The 20,227-nt window shown below is 70.9% G+C and carries 20 protein-coding genes; 9 read left to right on the forward strand and 11 right to left on the reverse strand.

Annotation, left to right across the window (positions count from 1 at the left end; translation table 11 throughout):
• The first annotated feature begins 3 nt into the window (after window positions 1-3).
• From AC3RCE_RS09035 to AC3RCE_RS09070, 8 genes are all read left to right on the forward strand, one after another.
• A complete protein-coding gene (locus AC3RCE_RS09035; RefSeq protein ID WP_492254968.1) occupies window positions 4-756 on the forward strand; it encodes a sugar phosphate isomerase/epimerase family protein in 753 nt (250 codons plus the stop codon).
• A complete protein-coding gene (locus tag AC3RCE_RS09040) occupies window positions 753-1,724 on the forward strand; it encodes a sugar kinase (protein ID WP_492254969.1) in 972 nt (323 codons plus the stop codon). The genes AC3RCE_RS09035 and AC3RCE_RS09040 overlap by 4 nt, the downstream gene beginning before the upstream one ends.
• Before the next feature lie 2 nt (window positions 1,725-1,726).
• Window positions 1,727-2,740 (forward strand): 2-hydroxyacid dehydrogenase, encoded by a 1,014-nt coding sequence (locus AC3RCE_RS09045; RefSeq protein WP_492255369.1) that lies wholly within the window; start codon window positions 1,727-1,729, stop codon window positions 2,738-2,740.
• The gene (locus tag AC3RCE_RS09050) at window positions 2,737-3,795 is read left to right on the forward strand and encodes a LacI family DNA-binding transcriptional regulator (RefSeq protein ID WP_218340765.1); all 1,059 of its coding nucleotides are present in this window, start codon (window positions 2,737-2,739) and stop codon (window positions 3,793-3,795) included. The genes AC3RCE_RS09045 and AC3RCE_RS09050 overlap by 4 nt, the downstream gene beginning before the upstream one ends.
• Before the next feature lie 103 nt (window positions 3,796-3,898).
• The gene (locus tag AC3RCE_RS09055; RefSeq protein ID WP_492246066.1) at window positions 3,899-4,606 is read left to right on the forward strand and encodes an HAD family hydrolase; all 708 of its coding nucleotides are present in this window, start codon (window positions 3,899-3,901) and stop codon (window positions 4,604-4,606) included.
• A gap of 112 nt (window positions 4,607-4,718) precedes the next feature.
• Complete coding sequence (locus AC3RCE_RS09060) at window positions 4,719-5,564, forward strand: DUF2189 domain-containing protein (RefSeq protein ID WP_218340767.1); 846 nt, start codon at window positions 4,719-4,721, stop codon at window positions 5,562-5,564.
• Window positions 5,561-5,773 (forward strand): DUF2788 domain-containing protein, encoded by a 213-nt coding sequence (locus AC3RCE_RS09065; RefSeq protein ID WP_044402495.1) that lies wholly within the window; start codon window positions 5,561-5,563, stop codon window positions 5,771-5,773. The genes AC3RCE_RS09060 and AC3RCE_RS09065 overlap by 4 nt, the downstream gene beginning before the upstream one ends.
• Window positions 5,774-5,848: 75 nt before the next feature.
• The gene (locus AC3RCE_RS09070; RefSeq protein WP_492254970.1) at window positions 5,849-7,357 is read left to right on the forward strand and encodes a M14 family metallopeptidase; all 1,509 of its coding nucleotides are present in this window, start codon (window positions 5,849-5,851) and stop codon (window positions 7,355-7,357) included.
• Between the two features lie 51 nt (window positions 7,358-7,408).
• Here the strand turns inward: AC3RCE_RS09070 and AC3RCE_RS09075 are convergent, their stop codons facing one another.
• The 9 genes from AC3RCE_RS09075 to AC3RCE_RS09115 form a co-directional block, all read right to left on the reverse strand.
• Window positions 7,409-8,113, reverse strand: coding sequence for a DUF899 family protein (locus tag AC3RCE_RS09075; protein WP_369642152.1), 705 nt, complete (start codon window positions 8,111-8,113; stop codon window positions 7,409-7,411).
• A 151-nt stretch (window positions 8,114-8,264) separates the two neighbouring features.
• Window positions 8,265-9,254: a tripartite tricarboxylate transporter substrate-binding protein gene (locus AC3RCE_RS09080; RefSeq protein ID WP_492255370.1), complete on the reverse strand. Its 990-nt coding sequence runs from the start codon at window positions 9,252-9,254 to the stop codon at window positions 8,265-8,267.
• 89 nt (window positions 9,255-9,343) lie between these two features.
• Window positions 9,344-10,741, reverse strand: a complete 1,398-nt coding sequence (locus tag AC3RCE_RS09085) for a sensor histidine kinase (protein ID WP_218294093.1) — start codon at window positions 10,739-10,741, stop codon at window positions 9,344-9,346.
• A 2-nt stretch (window positions 10,742-10,743) separates the two neighbouring features.
• Window positions 10,744-11,412 carry a response regulator gene (locus tag AC3RCE_RS09090; RefSeq protein WP_218294094.1) on the reverse strand — a complete coding sequence of 223 codons (669 nt, stop codon included), beginning with the start codon at window positions 11,410-11,412 and terminating at the stop codon, window positions 10,744-10,746.
• Between the two features lie 161 nt (window positions 11,413-11,573).
• Window positions 11,574-12,587 carry a Bug family tripartite tricarboxylate transporter substrate binding protein gene (locus AC3RCE_RS09095; RefSeq protein WP_218294095.1) on the reverse strand — a complete coding sequence of 338 codons (1,014 nt, stop codon included), beginning with the start codon at window positions 12,585-12,587 and terminating at the stop codon, window positions 11,574-11,576.
• Window positions 12,588-12,711: 124 nt separating this feature from the next.
• Complete coding sequence (gene hpnE / locus AC3RCE_RS09100; protein ID WP_492254971.1) at window positions 12,712-14,031, reverse strand: hydroxysqualene dehydroxylase HpnE; 1,320 nt, start codon at window positions 14,029-14,031, stop codon at window positions 12,712-12,714.
• 19 nt (window positions 14,032-14,050) lie between these two features.
• Window positions 14,051-14,890, reverse strand: coding sequence for a presqualene diphosphate synthase HpnD (gene hpnD, locus AC3RCE_RS09105; protein WP_218340771.1), 840 nt, complete (start codon window positions 14,888-14,890; stop codon window positions 14,051-14,053).
• 132 nt (window positions 14,891-15,022) lie between these two features.
• Window positions 15,023-16,423 (reverse strand): L-serine ammonia-lyase, encoded by a 1,401-nt coding sequence (locus AC3RCE_RS09110; RefSeq protein ID WP_492254972.1) that lies wholly within the window; start codon window positions 16,421-16,423, stop codon window positions 15,023-15,025.
• A 364-nt stretch (window positions 16,424-16,787) separates the two neighbouring features.
• Window positions 16,788-17,159 carry a RidA family protein gene (locus AC3RCE_RS09115; RefSeq protein WP_492254973.1) on the reverse strand — a complete coding sequence of 124 codons (372 nt, stop codon included), beginning with the start codon at window positions 17,157-17,159 and terminating at the stop codon, window positions 16,788-16,790.
• A 272-nt stretch (window positions 17,160-17,431) separates the two neighbouring features.
• Between AC3RCE_RS09115 and AC3RCE_RS09120 the strand changes: the two genes are divergently transcribed.
• Window positions 17,432-18,403 (forward strand): LysR substrate-binding domain-containing protein, encoded by a 972-nt coding sequence (locus AC3RCE_RS09120; RefSeq protein ID WP_492254974.1) that lies wholly within the window; start codon window positions 17,432-17,434, stop codon window positions 18,401-18,403.
• Window positions 18,404-18,477: 74 nt separating this feature from the next.
• Here the strand turns inward: AC3RCE_RS09120 and AC3RCE_RS09125 are convergent, their stop codons facing one another.
• Both AC3RCE_RS09125 and hpnC read right to left on the reverse strand, forming a co-directional pair.
• Window positions 18,478-19,197, reverse strand: a complete 720-nt coding sequence (locus tag AC3RCE_RS09125) for a hypothetical protein (protein ID WP_255594560.1) — start codon at window positions 19,195-19,197, stop codon at window positions 18,478-18,480.
• Window positions 19,198-19,281: 84 nt separating this feature from the next.
• Window positions 19,282-20,220, reverse strand: coding sequence for a squalene synthase HpnC (hpnC, locus tag AC3RCE_RS09130; RefSeq protein ID WP_369642160.1), 939 nt, complete (start codon window positions 20,218-20,220; stop codon window positions 19,282-19,284).
• Between the last annotated feature and the right edge of the window lie 7 nt (window positions 20,221-20,227).

Below are 20,227 nucleotides of genomic sequence, written 5' to 3' on the forward strand. Positions count from 1 at the left end.
TCCATGAAGGTATTGATCTCCCTGTCCTCCTTCGGCGCGGCCGAAACGGGACGCCACGGCCAGCTGTGGTGCACCGACCTGGCCCGCCAGGCGGGCGCCGACGGCGTGGAAGTGCGCGGCGAGCTGCTGCGCGACGCGGCCACCGAGCTGCCCGGGCTGGCGGGCCTGGCCGCTGTGTATTCCAGTCCCGAGGGCCTGTGGACCGTGCAGGGCCAGTTGGACGAAGCCGCCCTGCAGCGCGGCATTCATGCATCGCAGGTGCTGCACGCGCCGCGCCTGAAGATGTCCATCGGCGGCTTTGGCGTGCGGTCCGAGGCGTCGCTGCAGCGCCTCAAGGCGCTGCTGGCCGCCACCCCGCAGGTGGAACTGGTGATCGAAAACGACCAGACCGCCACCGCCGGCACGCTGGCCGCCTTGCAGGCATTCTTTGCCGCGCAGGCGCAGGCGCAGGCCGGGCTCGACCTGGGCATGACCTTCGACATGGGCAACTGGCACTGGCAGGGCGAATGCCCGCTGCAGGCCGCACAGGCCCTCGCGCCCCATGTGCGCTACGTGCACTGCAAGGGCGTGCAGCGCCTGCCGGCCAAGTGGATCGCGGTGCCGCTGGCGGAGTCGGTGGCGCCCTGGCGCGCCGTGCTGCGCGCGCTGCCCGCCGATGTGCCGCATGCCATCGAGTACCCGCTGGTGGGCGACGACCTGGTGGCCGTCACGCGCGGGCAGGTGGACTTCATCCGTGCGGTGCGAGGTGCTGCATGAGCGACGCTGTTTCCAAATCCGGCGACACCACATTCGACGTGGCGCTGTTCGGCGAGGCCATGCTGCTGCTGGTGGCCAACGAGCCCGGCCCGCTGGAGAACGCCACGGGCTTTCACAAGCGCACCGCGGGGGCCGAGACCAACGTGGCCATTGGCCTGGCACGCCTGGGCCTGAAGGTGGGCTGGGCCAGCCGCCTGGGCACCGACTCCATGGGCCGCGCGCTGCTGGCCGCCATGCGCGGCGAAGGCATCGACTGCTCGCACGTGGTGTGCGATGCCACCCAGCGCACGGGCTTTCAGTTCAAGGAACGCGTGACCGACGGGCGCGACCCGCAGGTCGAATACCACCGCAAGGGCTCGGCCGCCAGCCAGATGGGGCCGGCCGATGTGGACGAGCCCTGGCTGCGGTCCGCGCGCCACCTGCACGCCACGGGCGTGTTCGCGGCCATCTCGGACACCAGCCTGCAGGCGGCCATCCGCACGCTCGAGGTCGCGCGCGCCGCGGGCCGCACCATCTCGTTCGACCCCAACCTGCGCCCCACGCTCTGGGCGTCGCCCGAGGCCATGCGCCACTGGATCAACACCCTGGCCGGCTATGCAGACTGGGTGCTGCCGGGCCTGGAAGAGGGCGTGTTCCTGACCGGCGAAACCACGCCCGAAGGCGTGGCGCGCTTCTACCGCGAGCGCGGCGCCAGGCTGGTGGTCGTGAAGCTCGGGCCCGAGGGCGCCTACTACGATAGCGACGTGGCCGGCACCGGCCGCGTGCCCGGCGTGCCCGTGGCCCAGGTGGTGGACACCGTGGGCGCGGGCGATGGCTTTGCGGTGGGCATCATCAGCGCACTGCTCGAAGGCTTACCCGTGCCCGCCGCCGTGCGCCGCGGCGCCTGGATCGGCGCGCGGGCGGTGCAGGTGCTGGGCGACACCGAAGGCCTGCCCACGCGGGCGCAGCTGCAGGAGGCCGGCCTGTGAACGTGTCCGCACCGGCGGTGCAGGGCAGGCCCGAGCGCAAGAAGGTGCTGGTCTTTCGTGAACTGCCGCCCGACCAGCTGGCACGCCTGCAGGCCCTGCACGACGCGACGGAGGCCAACCCGCGCAAGCCCGAAGAGCGTGCACTGTTCGACGCAGCGCTGGGCCAGGCGCAGGGGCTGATCGGGTCGAGCTACCCCGTCGATGCCGCGCTGCTGGCGCGGGCTCCCCGGCTGGAGGTGGTCTCCAGCGTGTCGGTGGGCGTGGACAACTACGCGCTCGACGCACTGCAGGCCCGGGGCATCGTGCTGTGCCACACGCCCGGCGTGCTGGACGAAACCGTGGCCGACACCGTGTTCGCCCTGCTCATGGCCACCAGCCGCCGCGTGGTGGAACTGGCGCAACTGGTGCGCGAGGGCCGCTGGACCAGGAACATCGGCGAAGACCTGTTCGGCAGCGACGTGCATGGCAAGACTTTGGGGCTGCTGGGCTTTGGCCGCATCGGCCAGGCCATCGCGCGCCGTGCGGCGCTGGGCTTTGGCATGCCGGTGGTCTACCACGCGCGCCGACCGGTGGACCTGGCCGCCACGGCGCCTGAACTGGTGGGCAAGGCTGCGCACGTGCCGCTGGCCGAGCTGCTGGCGCGGTCCGACTTTGTGGTGGCCATGCTGCCACTGTCTGGCAGCACGCGGGGCCTGGTCAACGCCGACGTCTTTGCAGCCATGAAGCCCGGCGCCATCTTCATCAACGGCGGGCGCGGCGCCACGGTGGTGGAGCAGGACCTGCTGCACGCGCTCGACCACGGCACGCTGCGCGCAGCGGGCCTGGATGTGTTTGCCACCGAGCCGCTGCCGCTCGACTCGCCCCTGCGCACCCACCCGCGCGTGACGCCGCTGCCGCACATCGGCTCGGCCACGCACGGCACGCGCCACGCCATGGCCGTGCTTGCCACCACCAGCTTGCTACAGGCGCTGGCCGGTGAGCGGCCCGCCGCCGTGTATAACGCCGCGCAAGCATGACCTCACCGACACCCGCACCATCGACCACGCCCCGCGCCCGCCCCACCATCGCCGATGTGGCGGCCGAGGCCGGCGTGTCCAAGGCCACGGTGTCGCGCTACTTCAACCACCGCGAGCGCCTGCTCAGCCCCGACATCGCCGCGCGCGTCGAGGCCGCCATCGCCAAGCTGGCTTACGTGCCCAGCCCCATGGCCCAGGCGCTCAGCCACGGCCGCTCGCGCCTCATCGGGCTGGTGGTGGCCGACATCACCAATCCATATTCGGTGGCCGTGCTGCGCGGCGCCGAAAAGGCGTGCCAGGAGGCGGGCTACCTGGTGATGCTGTTCAACCTGGGCAACGACCGCGAGCGCGAGCGTGCCGCCATCGATGCGCTGGCGAGCTACCAGGTGGACGGCTTCATCCTCAACACGCTGGGGCAGGGCGAGGGGCTGGCCGACGTGACCACCCTGCACGGCAAGCCCGCGGTGCTGGTGGATCGCCGCCATGCGGGCCTGGCGGCGGATTTCGTGGCGCTCGACAACGAAGCCGCCATGCGCGACACCTGCGCGCACCTGGTGCAGCAAGGCTGGCAGGACCTGCTCTATGTCACGCAGCCGCTGCAGGGTGTGAGTTCGCGCCTGGAGCGCACGGCGGCCTTTCGCGCCTGCGTGGCGGCCCAGGGCAGGAATGTGCGCGGCGATGTGCTGGAGATCGATGCGCAGCAGGAGGGCGAGGACGCGCTGGCCCAGGCGCTGGCGGCCTTTCGCCAGCGTGCGGGGCGGGGAGCGCGCTGCGCGGTGGTCGCAGGCAATTCCGTGGTCACGCTGCGCGTGGCGGCCTCGGTGTCGCGCCTGGGCTGGACCTTTGGGCTGGAGCTGGGCTTCGTGGGCTTCGACGACCCGGAATGGGCACCGTTGATCCGGCCGGGCCTGAGCACCGTGGCGCAGCCCACCGATGCCATCGGCCAGCGCGCGGCCCGGTGCCTGCTGGAGCGCATCGGCGGCCTGCAGGGCCCGGTGCGCGAGAACCTGTTGCCCGGCACGCTCATCGTGCGCGGGTCGTCGCTGGGCACCTGACCCCGAAGGGCGTGCGCACAGGCGCTGCGGTATGCTGTGCGGCCGCCGCCCGGCATCCCACCGGGCCTTCCGCCTCCACGCTGTTTTTTGCAGGTGCGCCCCCTTGCCGACCCCCTCCCTGGACATCCCCCGCATTCGCGCCGTCACCATCGACCTGGACGACACGCTGTGGCCCATCTGGCCCACCATCGAGCGCGCCGAAGCCGTGCTGCTGCAGTGGATGGCCGAGCATGCGCCCGCCACCGCGCGCCTGTTCCAGAGCACCGAGGCGCTGCGCGCCATCCGCAACCAGATGGTGAACCTGCGGCCCGACCTGCAGCACGACCTGAGCGCGCTGCGCCGCGAATCCATCCGCCTGGCGCTGACCCAGGCGGGCGATGACGGCGCGCTGGCCGAGCCCGCGTTCGACCTGTTTTTTGCCGAACGCCAGCGCGTGACGCTGTTCGACGATGCGCACGATGCGCTGGCCTTCCTGTCGTCGCGCTACCCGGTGGTGGCGGTGTCCAACGGCAACGCCGACATCCACAAGGTGGGCATCGGCCACTACTTCAAGGACAGCCTGAGCGCATCGGTGCTGGGCGTGGCCAAGCCCGATGCCCGCATCTTCCAGGCGGCCGCCCAGGCGCTGCAGGTGCCGCCGCACGCGGTGCTGCATGTGGGCGACGATGCCACGCTGGACGCCCGGGGCGCCATGGAGGCCGGCATGCAGGCGGTGTGGCTGAATCCCGCCGAGGCCGCCTGGCCCTACGACACCCCGCCGCATGCCACCGTGAGCAATCTCACGGAGCTGTGCCGGCTGCTGACGGCGTAGCCCGCGCGCTCCGCGCTATCCGGGGGCAATTTCTTGTCCCAGGTCAAGGGCCCGGCGCGCCGCGGTGTGTGCCGGCTTGATCCCGGTCACCGATCCGGCCACACTGCAGGCCATGCCGAGAAACCCTCCCGCCTTGCCCGCCATCCGCACCATTGGCCTCATGCAGCCCATGACCTGGCTCGTCCTGGCCTGGCGCGACATGGCCCGCGCGGGCTGGATCAGCTTTGCCCACGGCCTGGCCCTGGCGCTTTTTGGCGCGGCGATCTTCGCGGTGGCCCACCACAGGTTCTGGCTGCTGGCCGGGGCACTGTCGGGCTTTCTGGTGATAGCCCCGGTGCTGGCCACCAGCCTGTATGCGCTGAGCCGCGCGCTGGAGCGTGGCGAGCCCGCGAACCTGGGCGTGGTACTCAAGACCTGGCTGAACTGGCAGGACAGCCACGTCAACAAATGGGGCAACGACTACTGGTGCATGGTGCAGTTCGGCGCCCTGCTGGCGCTGGCGGCCACGGGCTGGGTCATGACGTCGGCGGCGCTCATCACGCTGCTGGCGCCCGTGCCCATCCAGACGCCCCTGGATTTCCTGCGCCATGTGGTACTGGCCCGCGAGGGCTGGCTGTTCGAGATATGGCTGGCGCTGGGCAGCCTCATGGCGGCGCCGATCTTCGCCTCCAGCGTGGTGGCCATGCCCCTGCTGCTGGACCGGCGCGCCACCTTGCTGCAGGCCGTGCTCACCAGCTGGCAGGCGGTGATCGGCAACCCGTTGCCGATGGCGTTCTGGGCGGCGCTGATCCTGGGCTTCACGCTGCTGGGCCTGGGCTCGCTGCTGCTGGGGCTGATCGCCGTCATGCCCATGCTGGGCCACGCGAGCTGGCATGCCTATCGGGATCTGGTCGATGCCTCCAGCCTGCCCGGGCGGGGGGCGGCAGCGCCCACGCAGAACCGCGGGGTGGCGCCGTGATCTTCGGTTTCACCGAGGCGCAGATCTCGGGCTTCTTCCTCACCTACGGCGTGGGTGCGTTCATCCTGTACATGCTGTTCATCATCGGCCAGCTCGCGTGGGAGTCCAAGGCCGGCCGGTTTGGCACCTTCGTGCTGTTCCTGGGCCTGGGCGTGGGCTTCCTCGGGTTCCTGGCGAAGGTCGTGATCCAGTGGTGGCTGGAGCGGTGAGGCCGCAGCGCATCGGCGCCGGGACACGGCCGCAGTGAGGTAAGGTGATGGGCCGATCTACCGACCGCCTCGCCCATGTCCTTGCCTTCCGCCCCATCCCTGCTCACCCGCGCTGAAACCAGCGGCTACACCGAGACATCGACCCACGCCGACGTGATGGCGTACGTGCGCGGCCTGGCGGCGCTGGGGGATGCCCGATTGCATGTCGCGGACTTCGGCGCATCGCCCGAGGGCCGCCTGTTGCCGCTGCTCGTGCTGTCCGCGCAAGGCCATTTCACGCCGCGGGCCGCGCAGGCCAGCGGCCTGCCCGTGGTGCTGATACTGTGCGGCATCCACGCTGGCGAAGTGGAGGGCAAGGAGGCCGCGCTGATGCTGGTGCGCGACCTGCTGCGCGGCGAGCACGGCGACGTGCTCTCGCACTGCACCGTGGTGGTGGTGCCGCTGTTCAACCCCGACGGCAATGACCGGCTGGACACAGACAACCGCCCGCTGGACGTTGCCCACCTGCGCGGGCAGGACGGCCCGGCGCTCGTGGGCACGCGCAACAATGCGGCGGGGGTGAATCTCAACCGCGACTACATGCGCCATCGGGCTTCCGAGATGCGCCTGCTGCAGACGCGCGTGTGCCAGCCCTGGAACCCCCACCTCACGCTGGACTGCCACGCCACCAACGGCTCCATCCACCGCTTCGCGCTGACCTACGACATTCCCCACACCGAGCACACGGGCCGCAGCGAGCCCGTGGCCTATATGCGCGAACGCATGATGCCCGCCGTGCAGGCCGCGGTGAAGCGCACCGAGGGCCTGGACACCTTCTGGTATGGCAACTTCGTGCGCGACGAGGGCGGGCAGGGCCAGGGCTGGATCACCTACACCCACCACCCGCGCTTTGGCTGCAACTACCGGGGGCTGACCAATCGGCTCGACGTGCTGCTGGAGGCCTATTCGTACATCAGCTTCAAGGAGCGCGTGGCGGTGACGTATGCCGTGCTGCGCGAGGCACTGCACTACGTCGCCGGCCATGGCACGGAGATCGTGCAGCTGCTGGACGGGTGTGCCGAGCCGCCCGCCGAGGTCGCCATCCGCTATGCATTGCAGCCTATCCCAGGCACCACGGTGGAGGTTCTCACGCGGGAACCCTATGCGCTGCAAGGCGCCCCCATCAGCGTGCAGGTGCCGCATTTCGCGCACTTCGTCCCCGTGGCCACCGTGAAGCGGCCCTGGGCCTATGCGGTGCCTGCCGCCGTGGCCGACTGGCTGGAGGGCCATGGCTTGCGGCGGGCCGCCGTTGCGCCTGGCACGCTGCTCGATGCAGAAGTCCCGGTGATGCAGCAGCCCGTGGCGGTGCCGGGGCCCGCCATCCTGGAGGCGCAGGCCAGCACGCACTGGCAGGCAAGCTACCGCCGGGCGCAGCGCGCGTTGCCGCAAGGCTGGTGCGTGGTGCCCACCGGCCAGCGCCACGGCGCGATCGCGGTGTACGCGTGCGAAGCGGAAAGCGACGATGGCCTGGTGGCCAATGGCATCGTGCCGGAGCCGGTGGCGGGCGGTGAATTCCTGGCATGGCGGGTGCTGGCGCCGGTGTGAGGCGGGTGCTGGGCCGGGCCGGGATGCAAACGCCCCATGCCCTGATGCTGCCTAGTCGTAGCGGAGCCGGGGATACCAGTCGGTGCCGCGGCCCTCGGGCGTGAGGTCCAGGATGGACCACAGCGCGGCGATGTCGGGCGCATCGCGCGGGTCCTGCCCGGGGTCGGCCATCTCGCGCGCCATCTCGCTGGCCCAGAACAGGCGCACCTTGTCGCCGTCGCGCCGAAAGATGGTCAGCGCCGGGTACTCGCTGCCGTCGGGCATCAGGATGCCCAGGTCGCGGGCGTAGTCGTCCCCCACGGTCTGCACGAAGTTCAGGTCGCGCCAACCCCGCTCCTGCGCAAACGCGAGCTGCCGCTCCACCGACGAGCGGCCCAGGACCTTGAGCGCGACCCGTTGCTTGATGTCGGCCGCGTTGCCATGGACGGCGCCCAGCCAGTTCGTGCACATGGGGCACGGGCGCTCGCGCTGCGGCCCGTACATCCAGAAGTAGGCCACCAGGGTTTGCTTGTCGCCAAACAGGTCGATCAGCCCCACCTCGGACCCCTGTTCGTCCTGGAAGCGGTAGTTCTTCGCGATGACCGGGCCGGGCGGCAGCGCGCGGCGCTGCTCGGTCAGGCGGCTCATGTGCCGGCGGAACTCGATCTCCTCGGCCAGCAGCGCGCGGCGGGCCTCTTCGTATGCGGCCGAGGCGCCGGGGAAGGGCGTCTTCGCGTTGCGGGCCATTTCGGCCGCGGGCTTCAGTGTGGCGGGCATGGGCTTCCTCCAGTGCGTGGCGGGTTGTGGGCGCGCGGTCTTGCACTCTGCCGCCGCAGGGGGCGGATGCAGGTAGGAAAAAACTGCGGCCCCGTGCAGGCGCAGTCCTTCACGGGCGCCTGGAGCGTGTCGGGTTGGTGCGGTACACGGCTCAGCGAGCCCAGGCCCGGAGTCCCAGGTCCTGCGCCAGGCGCCGGTAGTCCGCCAGGCTGCGCTGCACGAAATCTTCGAGCGCCGCGCCCGTCAGCGCGAACGGGTACAGGCCGTACTGCGCGCACAGCGCGGCGTAGCCGGGGGCGGCCAAGGCATCCCGCAGCGCGGTGGTCCACGCGCGCACCGCCGCATCGGGCGCGCTGGCGGCCATGTACAGGCCGCGCACCGTGGGCCAGACCAGGTCCAGACCCTGCTCGCGTGCCGTGGGCAGGCCCGCCAGGCTGCCACCCAGACGTGCCTGCGAGAGCACCGCCAGCACGCGCAGCGGCGCGCCCTGCGCGGCTGCCTGCAGGGCCTCGGCCGCATCGCCGGTGAAAATGCCGATGTGCCCGCCCCGCAGGGCCTTGAGCGCCTCGCCGCCGCCCTCGAAGGACACGAAGCGCATGCGCTTGTGGTCCTGCCCCGCCGCACGTACCAGCAGCGCGGCCTTGATCCAGTCTTGGCTGCCCAGTGTGCCGCCGGCGCCAAACACCACGCGGTTGGAGTCCCTGCGCAGCGCGGCAGCCACGTCCTGCAGGCGCTGGTAAGGCGCATCGCGGTGCACGGCCACCACGCCGTAGTCGGTGCCCAGTGTGGCGATCCAGCGCACGGTGCCCACCGGATGCGGGCCGAAGCGGCCCTGTGCGATGTTGAGCAGCGAACCGCTGGAGAAAGCGACCAGGGTGCCCGGGCCGCCCAGGCGCCCGGTGGCCACCTGGTCAAACGCCACGGCCCCGATGCCCCCGGGCAGGTAGCGGGTGCGCAGCGGGGTGCGCGCGGGCCGCACGGCCTGCAGGGCCTGCCCGGCCAGGCCGCAGGTCAGGTCGAACCCACCGCCGGGGCGTGAGGGCGCGACGCATTCCGCGGGCTCGGTGGAGGCATCCGCGGCCGCTGCGCGCGCGGGCAGGGCGCCGCCCGCGCCGCCACAGGCCGCCAGCGTTGCCAGCATCTGCCGGCGGCTCGGGGTCGCGGCCATGCCGTCTTCGCGCAAGGGGTGGGGGGCAAGGGGTTGCATGGCGGTGTGGCGGGCCGGGTTCTTCATGGCCGGGGCCACCAGAGTATGGCCAGCAGGCCGGGGCCGCCGGCGCGGGCCTCCAGCCGCAGCCGGCCCCGGTGGCGTTCCGCGATCGACCGGGCGATGGCCAGGCCCAGGCCCGAGCCGCCCGCCACGGCCTGCGAGCCGCGCCGGTAGCGGTGGCCCAGGGCGTCGCGCTCTTCGGGCGGGAGGCCCGGGCCGTTGTCTTCCACGCTCAGGCTCCAGCCCAGGCTGTCGCCGGCGGCCGACACGGTGATGGTGCCTTGCTCCGGGGTGTAGGCGATGGCGTTGGCCGCCAGGTTGGTGAGCGCCTCGCGCAGCAGCCCGCTGTCCGCCACGGCGGCCAGTTCGGCCGTGGCGGTGTGGATGCCGAAGTCGATCTGCTTGGCGCGGGCCTGCGGCAGCAGCTCCAGTGCCACGGTGCGCAGCAGCAAGGCCAGGTCGCAGGGTGCGAACTCCACCGCGGCGGTGTCGCTGCGCCCCAGGGCCAGCAGCTGCTGGGTGCTGCGCGTGGCGCGCGCGATCTCGCCGCCCAGGGCTGCCAGCGTGTCCTGAAGCCGGGCCGCGTCGGGTTCGCGGCGTGCGTAGTCGATCTGCATCTGCAGCGTGGTGAGGTGTGTGCGCAGCTGGTGCGACGCATCGTCGAGGAACTGGCGCTGCTGCGCCACCAGGTCCTGCGTGCGCGCCATCTGCTGGTTGACGGCGGTGACCAGCGGGCGGATGTCCGCGGGAAGTTCGGCGCCGGCGACCGGTGTCATGTCGTCAGGGCTGCGGGCCTGCACCTCGCGGGCCAGGCGTGCCAGGGGGCGCAGCGCCAGGGCCAGCGTGGCCGCCGTGCCCAGTACCATGAGCGCCAGCACCAGGCCATCGCGCAGCGCGGCGCGGCGGACGAAGCGGCGCGTGAACTCCTGCCGCGACTGGGTGCTTTCCGCCACCTGCACCAGCACGCTGCTTGTCCCGGGGGCGGATGGCGGCCCTTCCATCGCGCGGCGGTAGGCGGCCAGGCGCACGGATTCTCCAAAGTAGGTCGCATCGTAGAAGCGCGGCACACCGGGCTCCAGCGGCCCGGGCGGCAGGGGCAGGTCGGCGTTGCCCAGCTCCACCAGCCCATCCGACGATGCCACGCGGAAATACACGTGTCCGCTGGCCGTGAGCTCGAAGAATTCCAGCATGCTGTAGGGCAGCTCGGCCGAGAGCCCGCCCGAGGCGGTGGAGATGTTGGCATCGATGGACTTGAGCGCGCCCAGCAGCGAGCGGTCGTAGGCCGCGTTGGCGGCCTCCAGCGCGTCGTGCCGGGTCATCCACAGCTCCACGCCCGTCACCACGGCCAGCAGCGGCAGCAGCAGGCACGCCAGCAGCCGCCACAGGCTGGCACGGCGCAGGCGTGCGGCCAGGCCCATGTTCAGTGCGATTCCAGTGCGTAGCCCAGGCCGCGCAGCGTGACGATGCGCACGCCGCTGCCGTCGAGCCGCTTGCGCAGGCGGTGCACGAACACTTCCACGGCCTCGGGGTGCACGTCGTCATCGTCGGAGAACACGCGCTCCAGGATCTGCTGCTTGGAGAACGGCTCACCGCTGCGCTGCACCAGCACGCGCAGCACGGCCTGCTCGCGCGGCGACAGCGCCAGGGGTTCGCCCTGCAGCACGAATTGCCTGCGCGCGCTGTCGTACGCCAGCGGGCCACATGCCAGGCGCGGGTGGTCGGTGCCGCGCGCGCGGCGCACCAGGGCGTGCAGGCGCGCCTCCAGCTCGGCCAGCTCGAACGGCTTGGCCAGGAAGTCGTCCGCCCCGGCATTGAGCAGCCGCACGCGCTCGTCCAGCGAATCGCGCGCGGTGAGTATCAGCGTGGGCAGGCGCTGGTCGCGGTCGCGCAGGCGCTGCAGCACCGCGTGACCGTCCAGGCCCGGCAGGCCCAGGTCCAGGACCAGTGCGTCGTAGTTGTCGTGCTGCTGCAGCGATCGGTCGGCCAGGCGGCCGTCATTCACCCATTCCACCTGGATGCCCGCATGCTCCAGCGCGCGGCTGAGCCAGGTGCCCAGGCTGTGTTCGTCTTCGGCCAGAAGGATGCGCATGGAGGGGATGCTAATGCTGTTGTGCAGTGCCATCGCCGAGGCACGTGCGCCCGGGCCGCAGGCCTGGCGCGCCCCGCCAGCGCCACCGTGGAACTGGCTTTGCCAGGCCACGGGTGGCGTCCCCCTCTGGGGGGAAGACGCGAAGCGACTCAGGGGGCTTCCTAATCCGGCTTGACCTGCGCGCGCTTGAGCACCTTCTGCCAGCGCGCCTGTTCGGAGGCGATGAACTGCGCGAACTGCGCCGGCGTGCCGCCGATGGCTTCGGCCGCATCTCCGCTCAGGCGCTTGAGCGATTCCGGCGCCTTGACGGCCTTCATGGTTTCGGCGGCCAGCTTGTCCAGGTGCTCCTGCGTGAGGCTGGCCGGGGCCAGCATGCCGTACCACTGCGTCATCTCGAAACCCGGGAAGCCCTGCTCGGCCACGGTGGGCACATCGGGCAACTGGGGCAGGCGCTGGGTCGATCCCGTGGCGATGCAGCGCACCTTGCCCGACTTGATGAAAGGCAGCATGGCGGCGGCGCCCACGGAAGCGGCGTCAAGCCGGCCCGAGAGCAGGTCGGTCATCATGGGGCCGGTGCCGCGGTAGGGCACGTGCAGCATGAAGATCTCGGCCGTCATCTTCAGGTACTCGAAGGCCAGGTGGCCGGCGCTGCCGTTGCCCGCCGAGCCGTAGCTGAGCTTGGCGGGGTTCTTCTTGGCGTAGGCGATGAATTCCTTGAGGTTCTTGGCCGGCACGTCGGGGTGCACGACGTACAGGCTGGGCACCTTGGCCAGCAGGCTCACGGGCTTGAAGTCCTTGTTCGCGTCGTAGGGCAGCTTGTCGAAGATGTACGGGTTCACGGCGAGCGTGCCGATGTGGCCCAGGATCAGCGTGTGCTGGTCGTCGGCGCGCGCCACCTCCTGCATGGCGATGTTGCCGGCCGCACCGGGCTTGTTGTCCACGAACACGCTCTGGCCCAGCGTCTTGGTCAGCTCGGCGGCGGTGGAGCGGGCGACGATCTCGGAGCTGCCGCCCGGCGCGAAGGGCACGACGAAACGCACCGACTTGGAAGGCCATGCGGCCTGTGCCGACACCGATGCGGGCAGCAGGCCGCCCAGCGCCAGGGCGCCGCCGGCACCGAGCAGGTGGCGGCGGTTGGGGTGGAGGGTGTGGGAATGGGGGGTGTCTGTAGGCATGCTTGTCTCCGTGAAAGCCATCAAGGCGTGACAGCCGCCATGGTGCGCGCCGCGTGCTTTCGGAATGCTGTCAGTCGGCCTGGGGTTTTCCCGGGGGGCGCGGCCAGGGCGCCCGAGCGTCGGGTCAGGGGAGCGCGGCCACCGCGGTGCCGCTGAGCACCGCCCCTTCCAGCGTGGCGGGGTAGGGGCCGTCCACATAGTCACCGCAGGCCGAGAGCCCGGGCAGCACCTGCATGCCGGGGCGTGCAAGGCCGGGCGTGCAGGCAAAGGTGGCGCGTTTTTCCACCACCGTCTGTACGGGCGACAGGGAGCCGATGCCCAACTGCGCGGCGGCTTGCCGCAGCACCTGCTGTTCGATGTGGGTGCGCTCGCCTTCGCTGGCACTCACCACGAACGCGAGCAGGCCCTGGTTGCCGTCCAGCTGGCCACGGTCGAACACGAACTGCGCGGGGCTGTCCGGGGCGCTGCGCAGCGCCAGCATGGGCTGGGCCAGGCGCGCGTCCGCCGCGTGGGCGTAGACGGTGGTGATGGCCTCGAAGTGCAGGGCGCCGGCCAGGGCGCTCCACCGGCCGGCACTGGCCAGCCCCGCCATGCCGGCCACACCCGCCACGAGCCGGCTGGCCTCCCACGAAGGGCATGCGAGGGTCACGTGGTCGAACACCTCCGGTGCATTGTCCGTGGCGCCCGGCGCACCAGCGGCGCCGACGACCTGCCAGCGCCCGGCGTGCTGCGGCTGCAGCCGCTGCACGCGCTGGCCGGTGAGCACCTGGTGGCGGCCCTGCGCCTGCAGCCAGCGCGCCGCAGGCTCGGGAAAAAGCGCGCCCAGGTCGGCGCGCGGCAGCAGCAGGTTGGAGCCACCGCGCCCGCTGAACAGGCTGTCTTGCAGCACGCGCAGAAACACCTGGCCGCTGGCCTGGTGCGCCGGGGTGTTGAGGGCCGACACACACAGCGGGTCGATGAACTCTGCCATCAGGCGGGGCGTGAGCGGTGCGCACAGGTCGGCCACCGAGGTCGTGGGCGCGCAGCGGAACCCCCTGATCTGCCAGGCGGTGGCCGTGCGCAGCAGGGCCAGCTTGTCGCGCCAGCTCCAGCCCCTGGCGCGCGCGATGCCCAGCAAGGCATCCAGTGGGGGCGGCAGGTCGGGCAGACGCAGTCCCTGGCCATCCGGAAACTGCAGCGTGAGCGGCAGGCGCAGCAGCGCGGTGCTGGCATCCACCCCCACCAGGCGCATCAGGCGCAGGCTTTCGGCGTAGGCGCCGATGAGGATGTGCTGGCCGTTGTCGAGCGTGACCACCTCGCCCCCCGGCAGCGTGGCGTGCACGGCACGCGCCCGGCCGCCCACGGTGCGGGCCGCTTCAAACACCGTGACCTCGCGGCCCGCCTGGGCGTGCGCGATGGCTGCGGCCATGCCGGCCCAGCCCGCGCCGATGACGGCGACTTTCATGGATGCTGCCGCACGGCCGCTACATCCGTCCGAGCGCCTGCACCTTCCACGCCAGCCAGAACTTGCGCAGCGGTGTGAGGCGGATGCGCTGGTGCAGCACCTGGAAGTTCTCGTGCTCGATCTCGCGCAGCAGCGTGCGGTAGATGCTGGCCATCATCAGGCCGGGCTTCTGCGCGCGGCGGTCGGCATCGGGCAAAAGGGCAAACGCCTCGTCGTACAGGCGGTGCGCGCGCTCGGCCTGGAAGCGCATGAGCGCGGTGAAGCGGTCGGAGTAGGTGCGCTTGAGGATCTCGTGCGCCTTCACGTCGAACTGCTGCAGCTCGCTCACGGGCAGATAGATGCGGCCCAGCATGGCGTCTTCGCCCACGTCGCGGATGATGTTGGTGAGCTGGAAGGCCAGGCCCAGCGTGTGGGCGTACTGCGTGGTGCGCCCGTCGGTCTGGCCGAAGATGCGCGCCGTGACCTCGCCCACGATGCCGGCCACCAGGTGGCAGTAGCCCTTGAGGCCCGCGAAGTCGAGGTAGCGCGTCTGCTCCAGGTCCATCTGGCAGCCATCGATAACGGCCTGCAGGTGGCGCTGCTCGATGCCGTATTCGGCGGTGTGCGGCATCAGCGCCAGCATCACGGGGTGGGTGGGCTGGCCGGCATAGGCCTTGGCCACTTCGGCCTGCCACCAGGCCAGCTTGGTGCGCGCCACGCCGGGGTCGCTGACCTCATCGACCACGTCATCCACCTCGCGGCAGAACGCATAGAACGCCGTGATGGCCGCGCGGCGCGGCGCGGGCAGGAAGAGAAAGGCGTAATAGAAGCTGCTGCCCGAGGCCACGGCTTTTTGCTGTACGTACTGCTGCGGTGTCATGGGGCGGAATTGTCCCATGGCGCACCCCGCGCGGCGGAGATCCGCGGTTTGGCGTGCTTTTGGCCCCTGGCGCTCTTCCATCCAGCGCGAGTCGCTATTTTTTTGATAGCGATGGGGCGGTGCGGCGGCGCCTCAGCATTCGACCACGTTCACCGCCAGCCCGCCGCGCGAGGTCTCCTTGTATTTGACCTTCATGTCCGCGCCGGTCTGCATCATGGTCTTGATGACCTTGTCGAGCGAGACCACGTGCTGGCCGTCGCCGCGCAGCGCCATGCGGGCGGCGTTGATGGCCTTGATGGCGCCCATGGCGTTGCGCTCGATGCAGGGAATCTGCACCAGGCCGCCCACGGGGTCGCAGGTCATCCCGAGGTTGTGTTCCATGCCGATCTCTGCGGCGTTCTCGATCTGCTCGGGGCTGCCACCCATCACGGCGGCCAGCGCGCCGGCCGCCATGGAGCAGGCCACGCCCACCTCGCCCTGGCAGCCGACCTCGGCGCCCGAGAGCGAGGCGTTCTCCTTGTAGATGATGCCGATGGCGCCGGCGGTGAGCAGGAAGGTGGCGATGCCGTCCTCGTTCGCGCCTGGAAGAAAGTTCACGTAGTAGTGCAGCACGGCCGGTATCACGCCGGCGGCGCCGTTGGTGGGGGCGGTCACCACGCGGCCGCCGGCGGCGTTTTCCTCGTTGACGGCCATGGCATACAGGTTCACCCAGTCCAGCATGGACAGCGGGTCGCGCAGGGCGGCCTCGGGCGAGCCGCTCAGGCTCTTGTGCAGTTCGGCCGCGCGGCGGCGCACCTGCATGGGGCCGGGCAGGTGGCCGGTGCTGGCGCAGCCGCGCTGCACGGCGGCCGCCATGGTCCGCCAGATCGCCATGAGCTGGCGCCGCACCTCGCCGGCGCTGCGCCAATGCTCTTCGTTGGCGGCCATGAGCTGGGCCGGTGTGAGGCCGCTGGCCTGGCATTGGGCCAGCAGCTCGGCCCCGGTGCGAAAGGGGTAGGGCAGGCCCCGGGCGTGGCCCGCGGCGTCGGCCCCGCAGGTGGCTGCCAGATTGAGCACGCGCTCCCCCGCGGCGTCGGTCACGAAGCCGCCACCCACCGAGTAGTACTCGCGCTGGGCAATTTCCCGGCCCTGTGCGTCAAAGGCATGCAGGCACAGCCCGTTGGGGTGCAGCGCCAGGCTCCTGCGCCTGAACAGCAGATGGTCTTTTTCTACAAAGGCAATGGCGCGCTCGCCCAGCAGGGCCAGCGACTGGCGGCCGCGGATCTCGGCAATGGCGGGGGCGATGCGGTCCGGGTCGATGTGGTCGGGCTCGTACCCGGCCAGGCCCAGCAGCACGGCCTTGTCGGTGCCGTGGCCCACGCCCGTGGCCGACAGCGACCCGAACAGCTCCACCGTGACACCGTGCACGGCGGCCAGCCCCACGCCATCCCGCAGGTGGCAGGCAAACTGCCGCGCCGCGATCATGGGCCCCACGGTGTGGGAGCTGGACGGGCCGATGCCGATCTTGAAGAGGTCGAAAACGCTGACGGACATGGTGTGTGGCATACTGGGTAGGTTTTGGGGATGCGTGGAACCCCTGGGGCCCTGGTCCATGGAAAGCAGCGATGGCGCGGGTGGCGCCATCGCTGTTCTCGAGGCAACAGCATCTTTCGCACTGCCGGTACTCTTGGTGCCCGCAGTGGGCGCGAGGCTAACCGTGCAGGCGCCGGCCGGCACACGCGTAATCCCTGATGAGCGGGAGCCCCGGGTCCATCACCCTGCGCGGCGTTGCACGTGCTGAACTTCAATATTGATAGCAAAATATTGAACGGGCAAAAGCGGTAGCGGCGATTTTGCCGTATCGCTCTGGCCGCTCCCACCAGGCCGCATGGCGCGGCTTGCCACCCATGAATGTTTCTTACAGTGGGGTGGGCCGGGCCGCCACGAGTGCGAGGGACACCGTGGCCTGGGGTGTGCACGGCGAAGGGTGCGGCGTGATGCGGGGGAGTGTGGGCCAGCGCGCGGCCCGTGGGCGCAGCACCGCCAGCACGGCGGTCCGGGCGGCGGGGCCGCGCACGAACACGTCGCACGACAGGATGCTCCGGGGATCGGCGCCGGCTTCGCGCAGCAGGCGCTCGGCCGCCGCGAGCACCTGCATGAACTGCCCATGGTCGTCCTGCCGCCCGCCGGGCGGTGAATCAGAGGCCATGCAGGCCACGCGGATGGAGAGCGTGGTGCGTGCATGCCATACCCCCACGCACAGGGCCCGCGCGGCGTGTCCCGCCGTCATGCGGGGCCTTCGCTGCGGAGGTGCCCCGGTTGCAGCCCGCTCCTGGACAGCGCCCTCGCGGCCTGGGAGGCGGCCCATGGCGCGAAGAACCACCGGGCGTAGCCTCTGCGCGAGGGCGCTGGCGAGGGCGGACGGCAGGGCACGGCCACCGGTGCCGTGCACACCCGGCACATAATGAGTAAATCTATCCAGTCCGCAGGTGGGTTTCGATGCATGCCGGTGATCGTATGTAGCACGCCAGCCTGTGACTATCGACAATATTTCGTCTAATCATGAATTCAGCTCATGGAAAAAGCGGTGCCGGCCTGCCGCCCGCCGGTCCGGGCGGGGGCAACGGCGCACGCCGCCTGCCGCCGCTGAACATGCTGCGTGCGTTCGAGGCGGCAGGGCGCCTGCTGAGCGTGACCCATGCGGCCCGCGAAATGAGCGTGACGCAAAGCGCCGTGAGCCACCAGATCAAGGCCCTGGAGTCCTGGCTGGGCGTGGCCCTGGTGGCGCGCGAAGGCCGTCGGCTGGCGCTCACCACCGCGGGCGCGGCGCTGTTGCCCGGGCTCACCCGCGCGCTGGATCTGATGGCGCAATCCACGGCGGGCATCGAGCGGCTCACGCGGCGCGGCACGCTGGTGGTGAATGCCACGTCCACGCTGGCCTCGCAGTGGCTGATCCCGCGGCTGGCGGGTTTTTGCGCACAGATGCCGGGGCTGGACGTGCAACTGGTCACCACGCTAGGCCACCTGGATTTCGAGCCCGCCCAGTACGACGTGTCGATCCGCTGCTTCGCCGACAGCGAGCTGGCGGCGCTGCCCGCGCGCGCGGGCTGGCGGGACGTGGCGCTGGGGCCCTTCATCCCCGACAAGCTCACCCCGGTGTGCAGCCCGGCCCTGCTGGCGGGCGATGGGGCGATGGAGTCGCCGCAGGGGCTGGCGCGGCACACCCTGCTGCACAGCCGGTCCACGCCGGTGGCCTGGCAGCGGTGGCTGGAAGAGGCGGGCGCGCCAGGCCTGCAGCCTGCGGGCGACCTGGTGTTCGACCACGCGCACCTGAGCGTGCAAGCCGCCATCCAGGGCCTGGGCGTGGCGCTGGGCAACCCCCGATTTCTGGGCGATGCGCTCGCGGGCGGCCTGCTGGTCATGCCGTTTGCCCAGCGCCTGTCGGGCGAGAAGAACTACTACTGGCTGCGGCCCGCGCGCGCGGCGGACGACCCGGTGTCGGTTGCGTTCTGCGCGTGGCTGGCGGTGGCCTAGCCGGTGAGCGCGGGCAGCCGGCGCACGCCGGTGCTCCATGGGTTCAAGGCAAGGGCGGCCGCACCGCGTTCGGGTTATGGCGCCGGCCGTCGGGCGCGCTTTGACAGATGGTCTTGCAGTATGTAAGCGGCCGCGGTGAGCAGCGTCCATGCCAGCAGGATGTCCCAGAACGCCATGAACAGCCACACGGGCGCCAGCAAGGGGCCTGCGAGTGGGATGACGTAGACCGCGAGGCGGTGCGTCCAGAACCCCGGGGCTGACATGCAGGGCGACGAGAAAGGGTCGAACGTGCCCGGCGAGCAGCCCAGGGCACCCAGTACTTCCAGCGCCACCCGGTTGCCGAGGATGGGCGTGCCAAAGGCCATGCAAAAACCGGCAAGGCCGAGCAGCAGTACCCAGAAGGCGGCGCGCGATGCCCACCGCCCGGCATCGGCGCCTGTGATGCCGGGGTAGCGTGTTTTCCCCCGGTCCGGCAGAGCGGCCGTGCTTGCGGCATTGCGCGCCGCCCGGTGTGTGGCAATGAGCGCAACCATCCACACTGCGATCAGCGCCCAGAAGTTTTGCAGCAGGACGAAGGGGTAGTCCGAAATGCCGCCGGCCGAGAGAAACGGTGCAAGCCTGAGGCCGAGGGCATTGGGCAGCCAGGCGCAGCTGCGCAGCGCGGGGTTGGCGTGCGGCTGGCACTGCAGCAGCTCCAGCAGGCGCTCTGCCATCGTGCCGCCCACCATGGCGAAGCAGAGGCAAAAGAGGATCAGCCCCCACTGGAGGGCCTTGAAGAGATGCCTGTATGGCAATGGATGCTCCCTCTCCGGTATGGCGATGGTGCGGCTGGCCGCTGTTGCCCGAGTGTGCCCCAGGCTCCGCCTGCACCGCTGTCCCTACATCCGCAGTGCGCGTGCCAGCATCACGCACCAGTCCCAGGCGTGCAGCCGGGGGCGGGTGTGCAGGCTACCGCCCTGGAGCCCGTCCACCTTGTCGAGAATGCGCAGGCCGCCTTGCACCACCAGCCGCAGCTCCCAGCCCGCACGGCCGGGCAGACGGTGGACCAGGGGGGCGCCGCTGCGCATGGTGGCGCGCGCCCAGCGCGCGCAGTTGGTGATCAGGCGGGCGTTTTCGGGTGTGCTTTGCAGCGCCAGCAGTTCGGCCTGGCCGGCGCCGTGGCCCGCGCAGTCGGCGCGCGGCAGGTAGTGGCGTCCTCGGGGGATGTCCACGCTCAGGTCCTGCCAGAAGTTGATCAGCTGCAGCGCGGTGCAGATGGCATCGCTCTCCTGCAGCGCCTTGGCATCCGTCACGCCATACAGATGCAGCAGCAGGCGGCCCACCGGGTTGGCCGAGCGGCGGCAATAGTCCAGCAGCTCGCTGCGGTCGGCGTAGCCCTCGGCGTCGCGGGTTTTCTCCACGTCCTGCACGAAGGCGCTGAGCAGGTCCTGCAGCAGCGGCAGGGGCAGCTGGTGGCTGCGCAGCACCCCTTGCAGGGGCAGGAAGACGCCGGCCCAGCGGGGCGACGGGGGCCGGCCCTGGGCGATGGCTTGCAGATCGGCGTGGTATGCGGCCAGGTCCGCCAGGCGGCTGGCGGCCGGGGCATCGCCTTCGTCCGCGATGTCGTCGGCGGTGCGGGCAAAGCCATAGATGGCTGCGATGGGCTGGCGCAGGCGCGGCGGGCACAGCAGCGATGCCACGGGGAAATTCTCGTAGTGGGTCACGGGCGGCGCGGCCACCGGGGTGGCCGGCGGCGGCGTGGGGGCGGTTGGAGAAGGGGGGCTGGATCGGTCGTTCACACCCGGGATTGTCGCTTGACAAGGCGGGAGGCTTCTCATAGATTAC

Source organism: Acidovorax sp. GW823-FHT05D11, assembly GCF_058795695.1.

Excerpts from the sequence above, each read along its gene's own strand:
- hpnD (WP_218340771.1), bottom strand. The coding sequence starts at position 14,890 with ATGACACCGCAGCAGTACGTACAGCAAAAAGCCGTGGCCTCGGGCAGC.
- AC3RCE_RS09120 (WP_492254974.1), top strand. The coding sequence starts at position 17,432 with ATGAATTCAGCTCATGGAAAAAGCGGTGCCGGCCTGCCGCCCGCCGGT.
- hpnC (WP_369642160.1), bottom strand. The coding sequence starts at position 20,220 with ATGAGAAGCCTCCCGCCTTGTCAAGCGACAATCCCGGGTGTGAACGAC.
- AC3RCE_RS09085 (WP_218294093.1), bottom strand. The coding sequence starts at position 10,741 with ATGGGCCTGGCCGCACGCCTGCGCCGTGCCAGCCTGTGGCGGCTGCTG.
- AC3RCE_RS09070 (WP_492254970.1), top strand. The coding sequence starts at position 5,849 with ATGTCCTTGCCTTCCGCCCCATCCCTGCTCACCCGCGCTGAAACCAGC.
- AC3RCE_RS09090 (WP_218294094.1), bottom strand. The coding sequence starts at position 11,412 with ATGCGCATCCTTCTGGCCGAAGACGAACACAGCCTGGGCACCTGGCTC.
- AC3RCE_RS09115 (WP_492254973.1), bottom strand. The coding sequence starts at position 17,159 with ATGACGGCGGGACACGCCGCGCGGGCCCTGTGCGTGGGGGTATGGCAT.
- AC3RCE_RS09075 (WP_369642152.1), bottom strand. The coding sequence starts at position 8,113 with ATGCCCGCCACACTGAAGCCCGCGGCCGAAATGGCCCGCAACGCGAAG.
- AC3RCE_RS09110 (WP_492254972.1), bottom strand. The coding sequence starts at position 16,423 with ATGTCCGTCAGCGTTTTCGACCTCTTCAAGATCGGCATCGGCCCGTCC.
- AC3RCE_RS09050 (WP_218340765.1), top strand. The coding sequence starts at position 2,737 with ATGACCTCACCGACACCCGCACCATCGACCACGCCCCGCGCCCGCCCC.
- AC3RCE_RS09040 (WP_492254969.1), top strand. The coding sequence starts at position 753 with ATGAGCGACGCTGTTTCCAAATCCGGCGACACCACATTCGACGTGGCG.
- AC3RCE_RS09060 (WP_218340767.1), top strand. The coding sequence starts at position 4,719 with ATGCCGAGAAACCCTCCCGCCTTGCCCGCCATCCGCACCATTGGCCTC.
- AC3RCE_RS09095 (WP_218294095.1), bottom strand. The coding sequence starts at position 12,587 with ATGCCTACAGACACCCCCCATTCCCACACCCTCCACCCCAACCGCCGC.
- AC3RCE_RS09035 (WP_492254968.1), top strand. The coding sequence starts at position 4 with ATGAAGGTATTGATCTCCCTGTCCTCCTTCGGCGCGGCCGAAACGGGA.
- hpnE (WP_492254971.1), bottom strand. The coding sequence starts at position 14,031 with ATGAAAGTCGCCGTCATCGGCGCGGGCTGGGCCGGCATGGCCGCAGCC.
- AC3RCE_RS09080 (WP_492255370.1), bottom strand. The coding sequence starts at position 9,254 with ATGCTGGCAACGCTGGCGGCCTGTGGCGGCGCGGGCGGCGCCCTGCCC.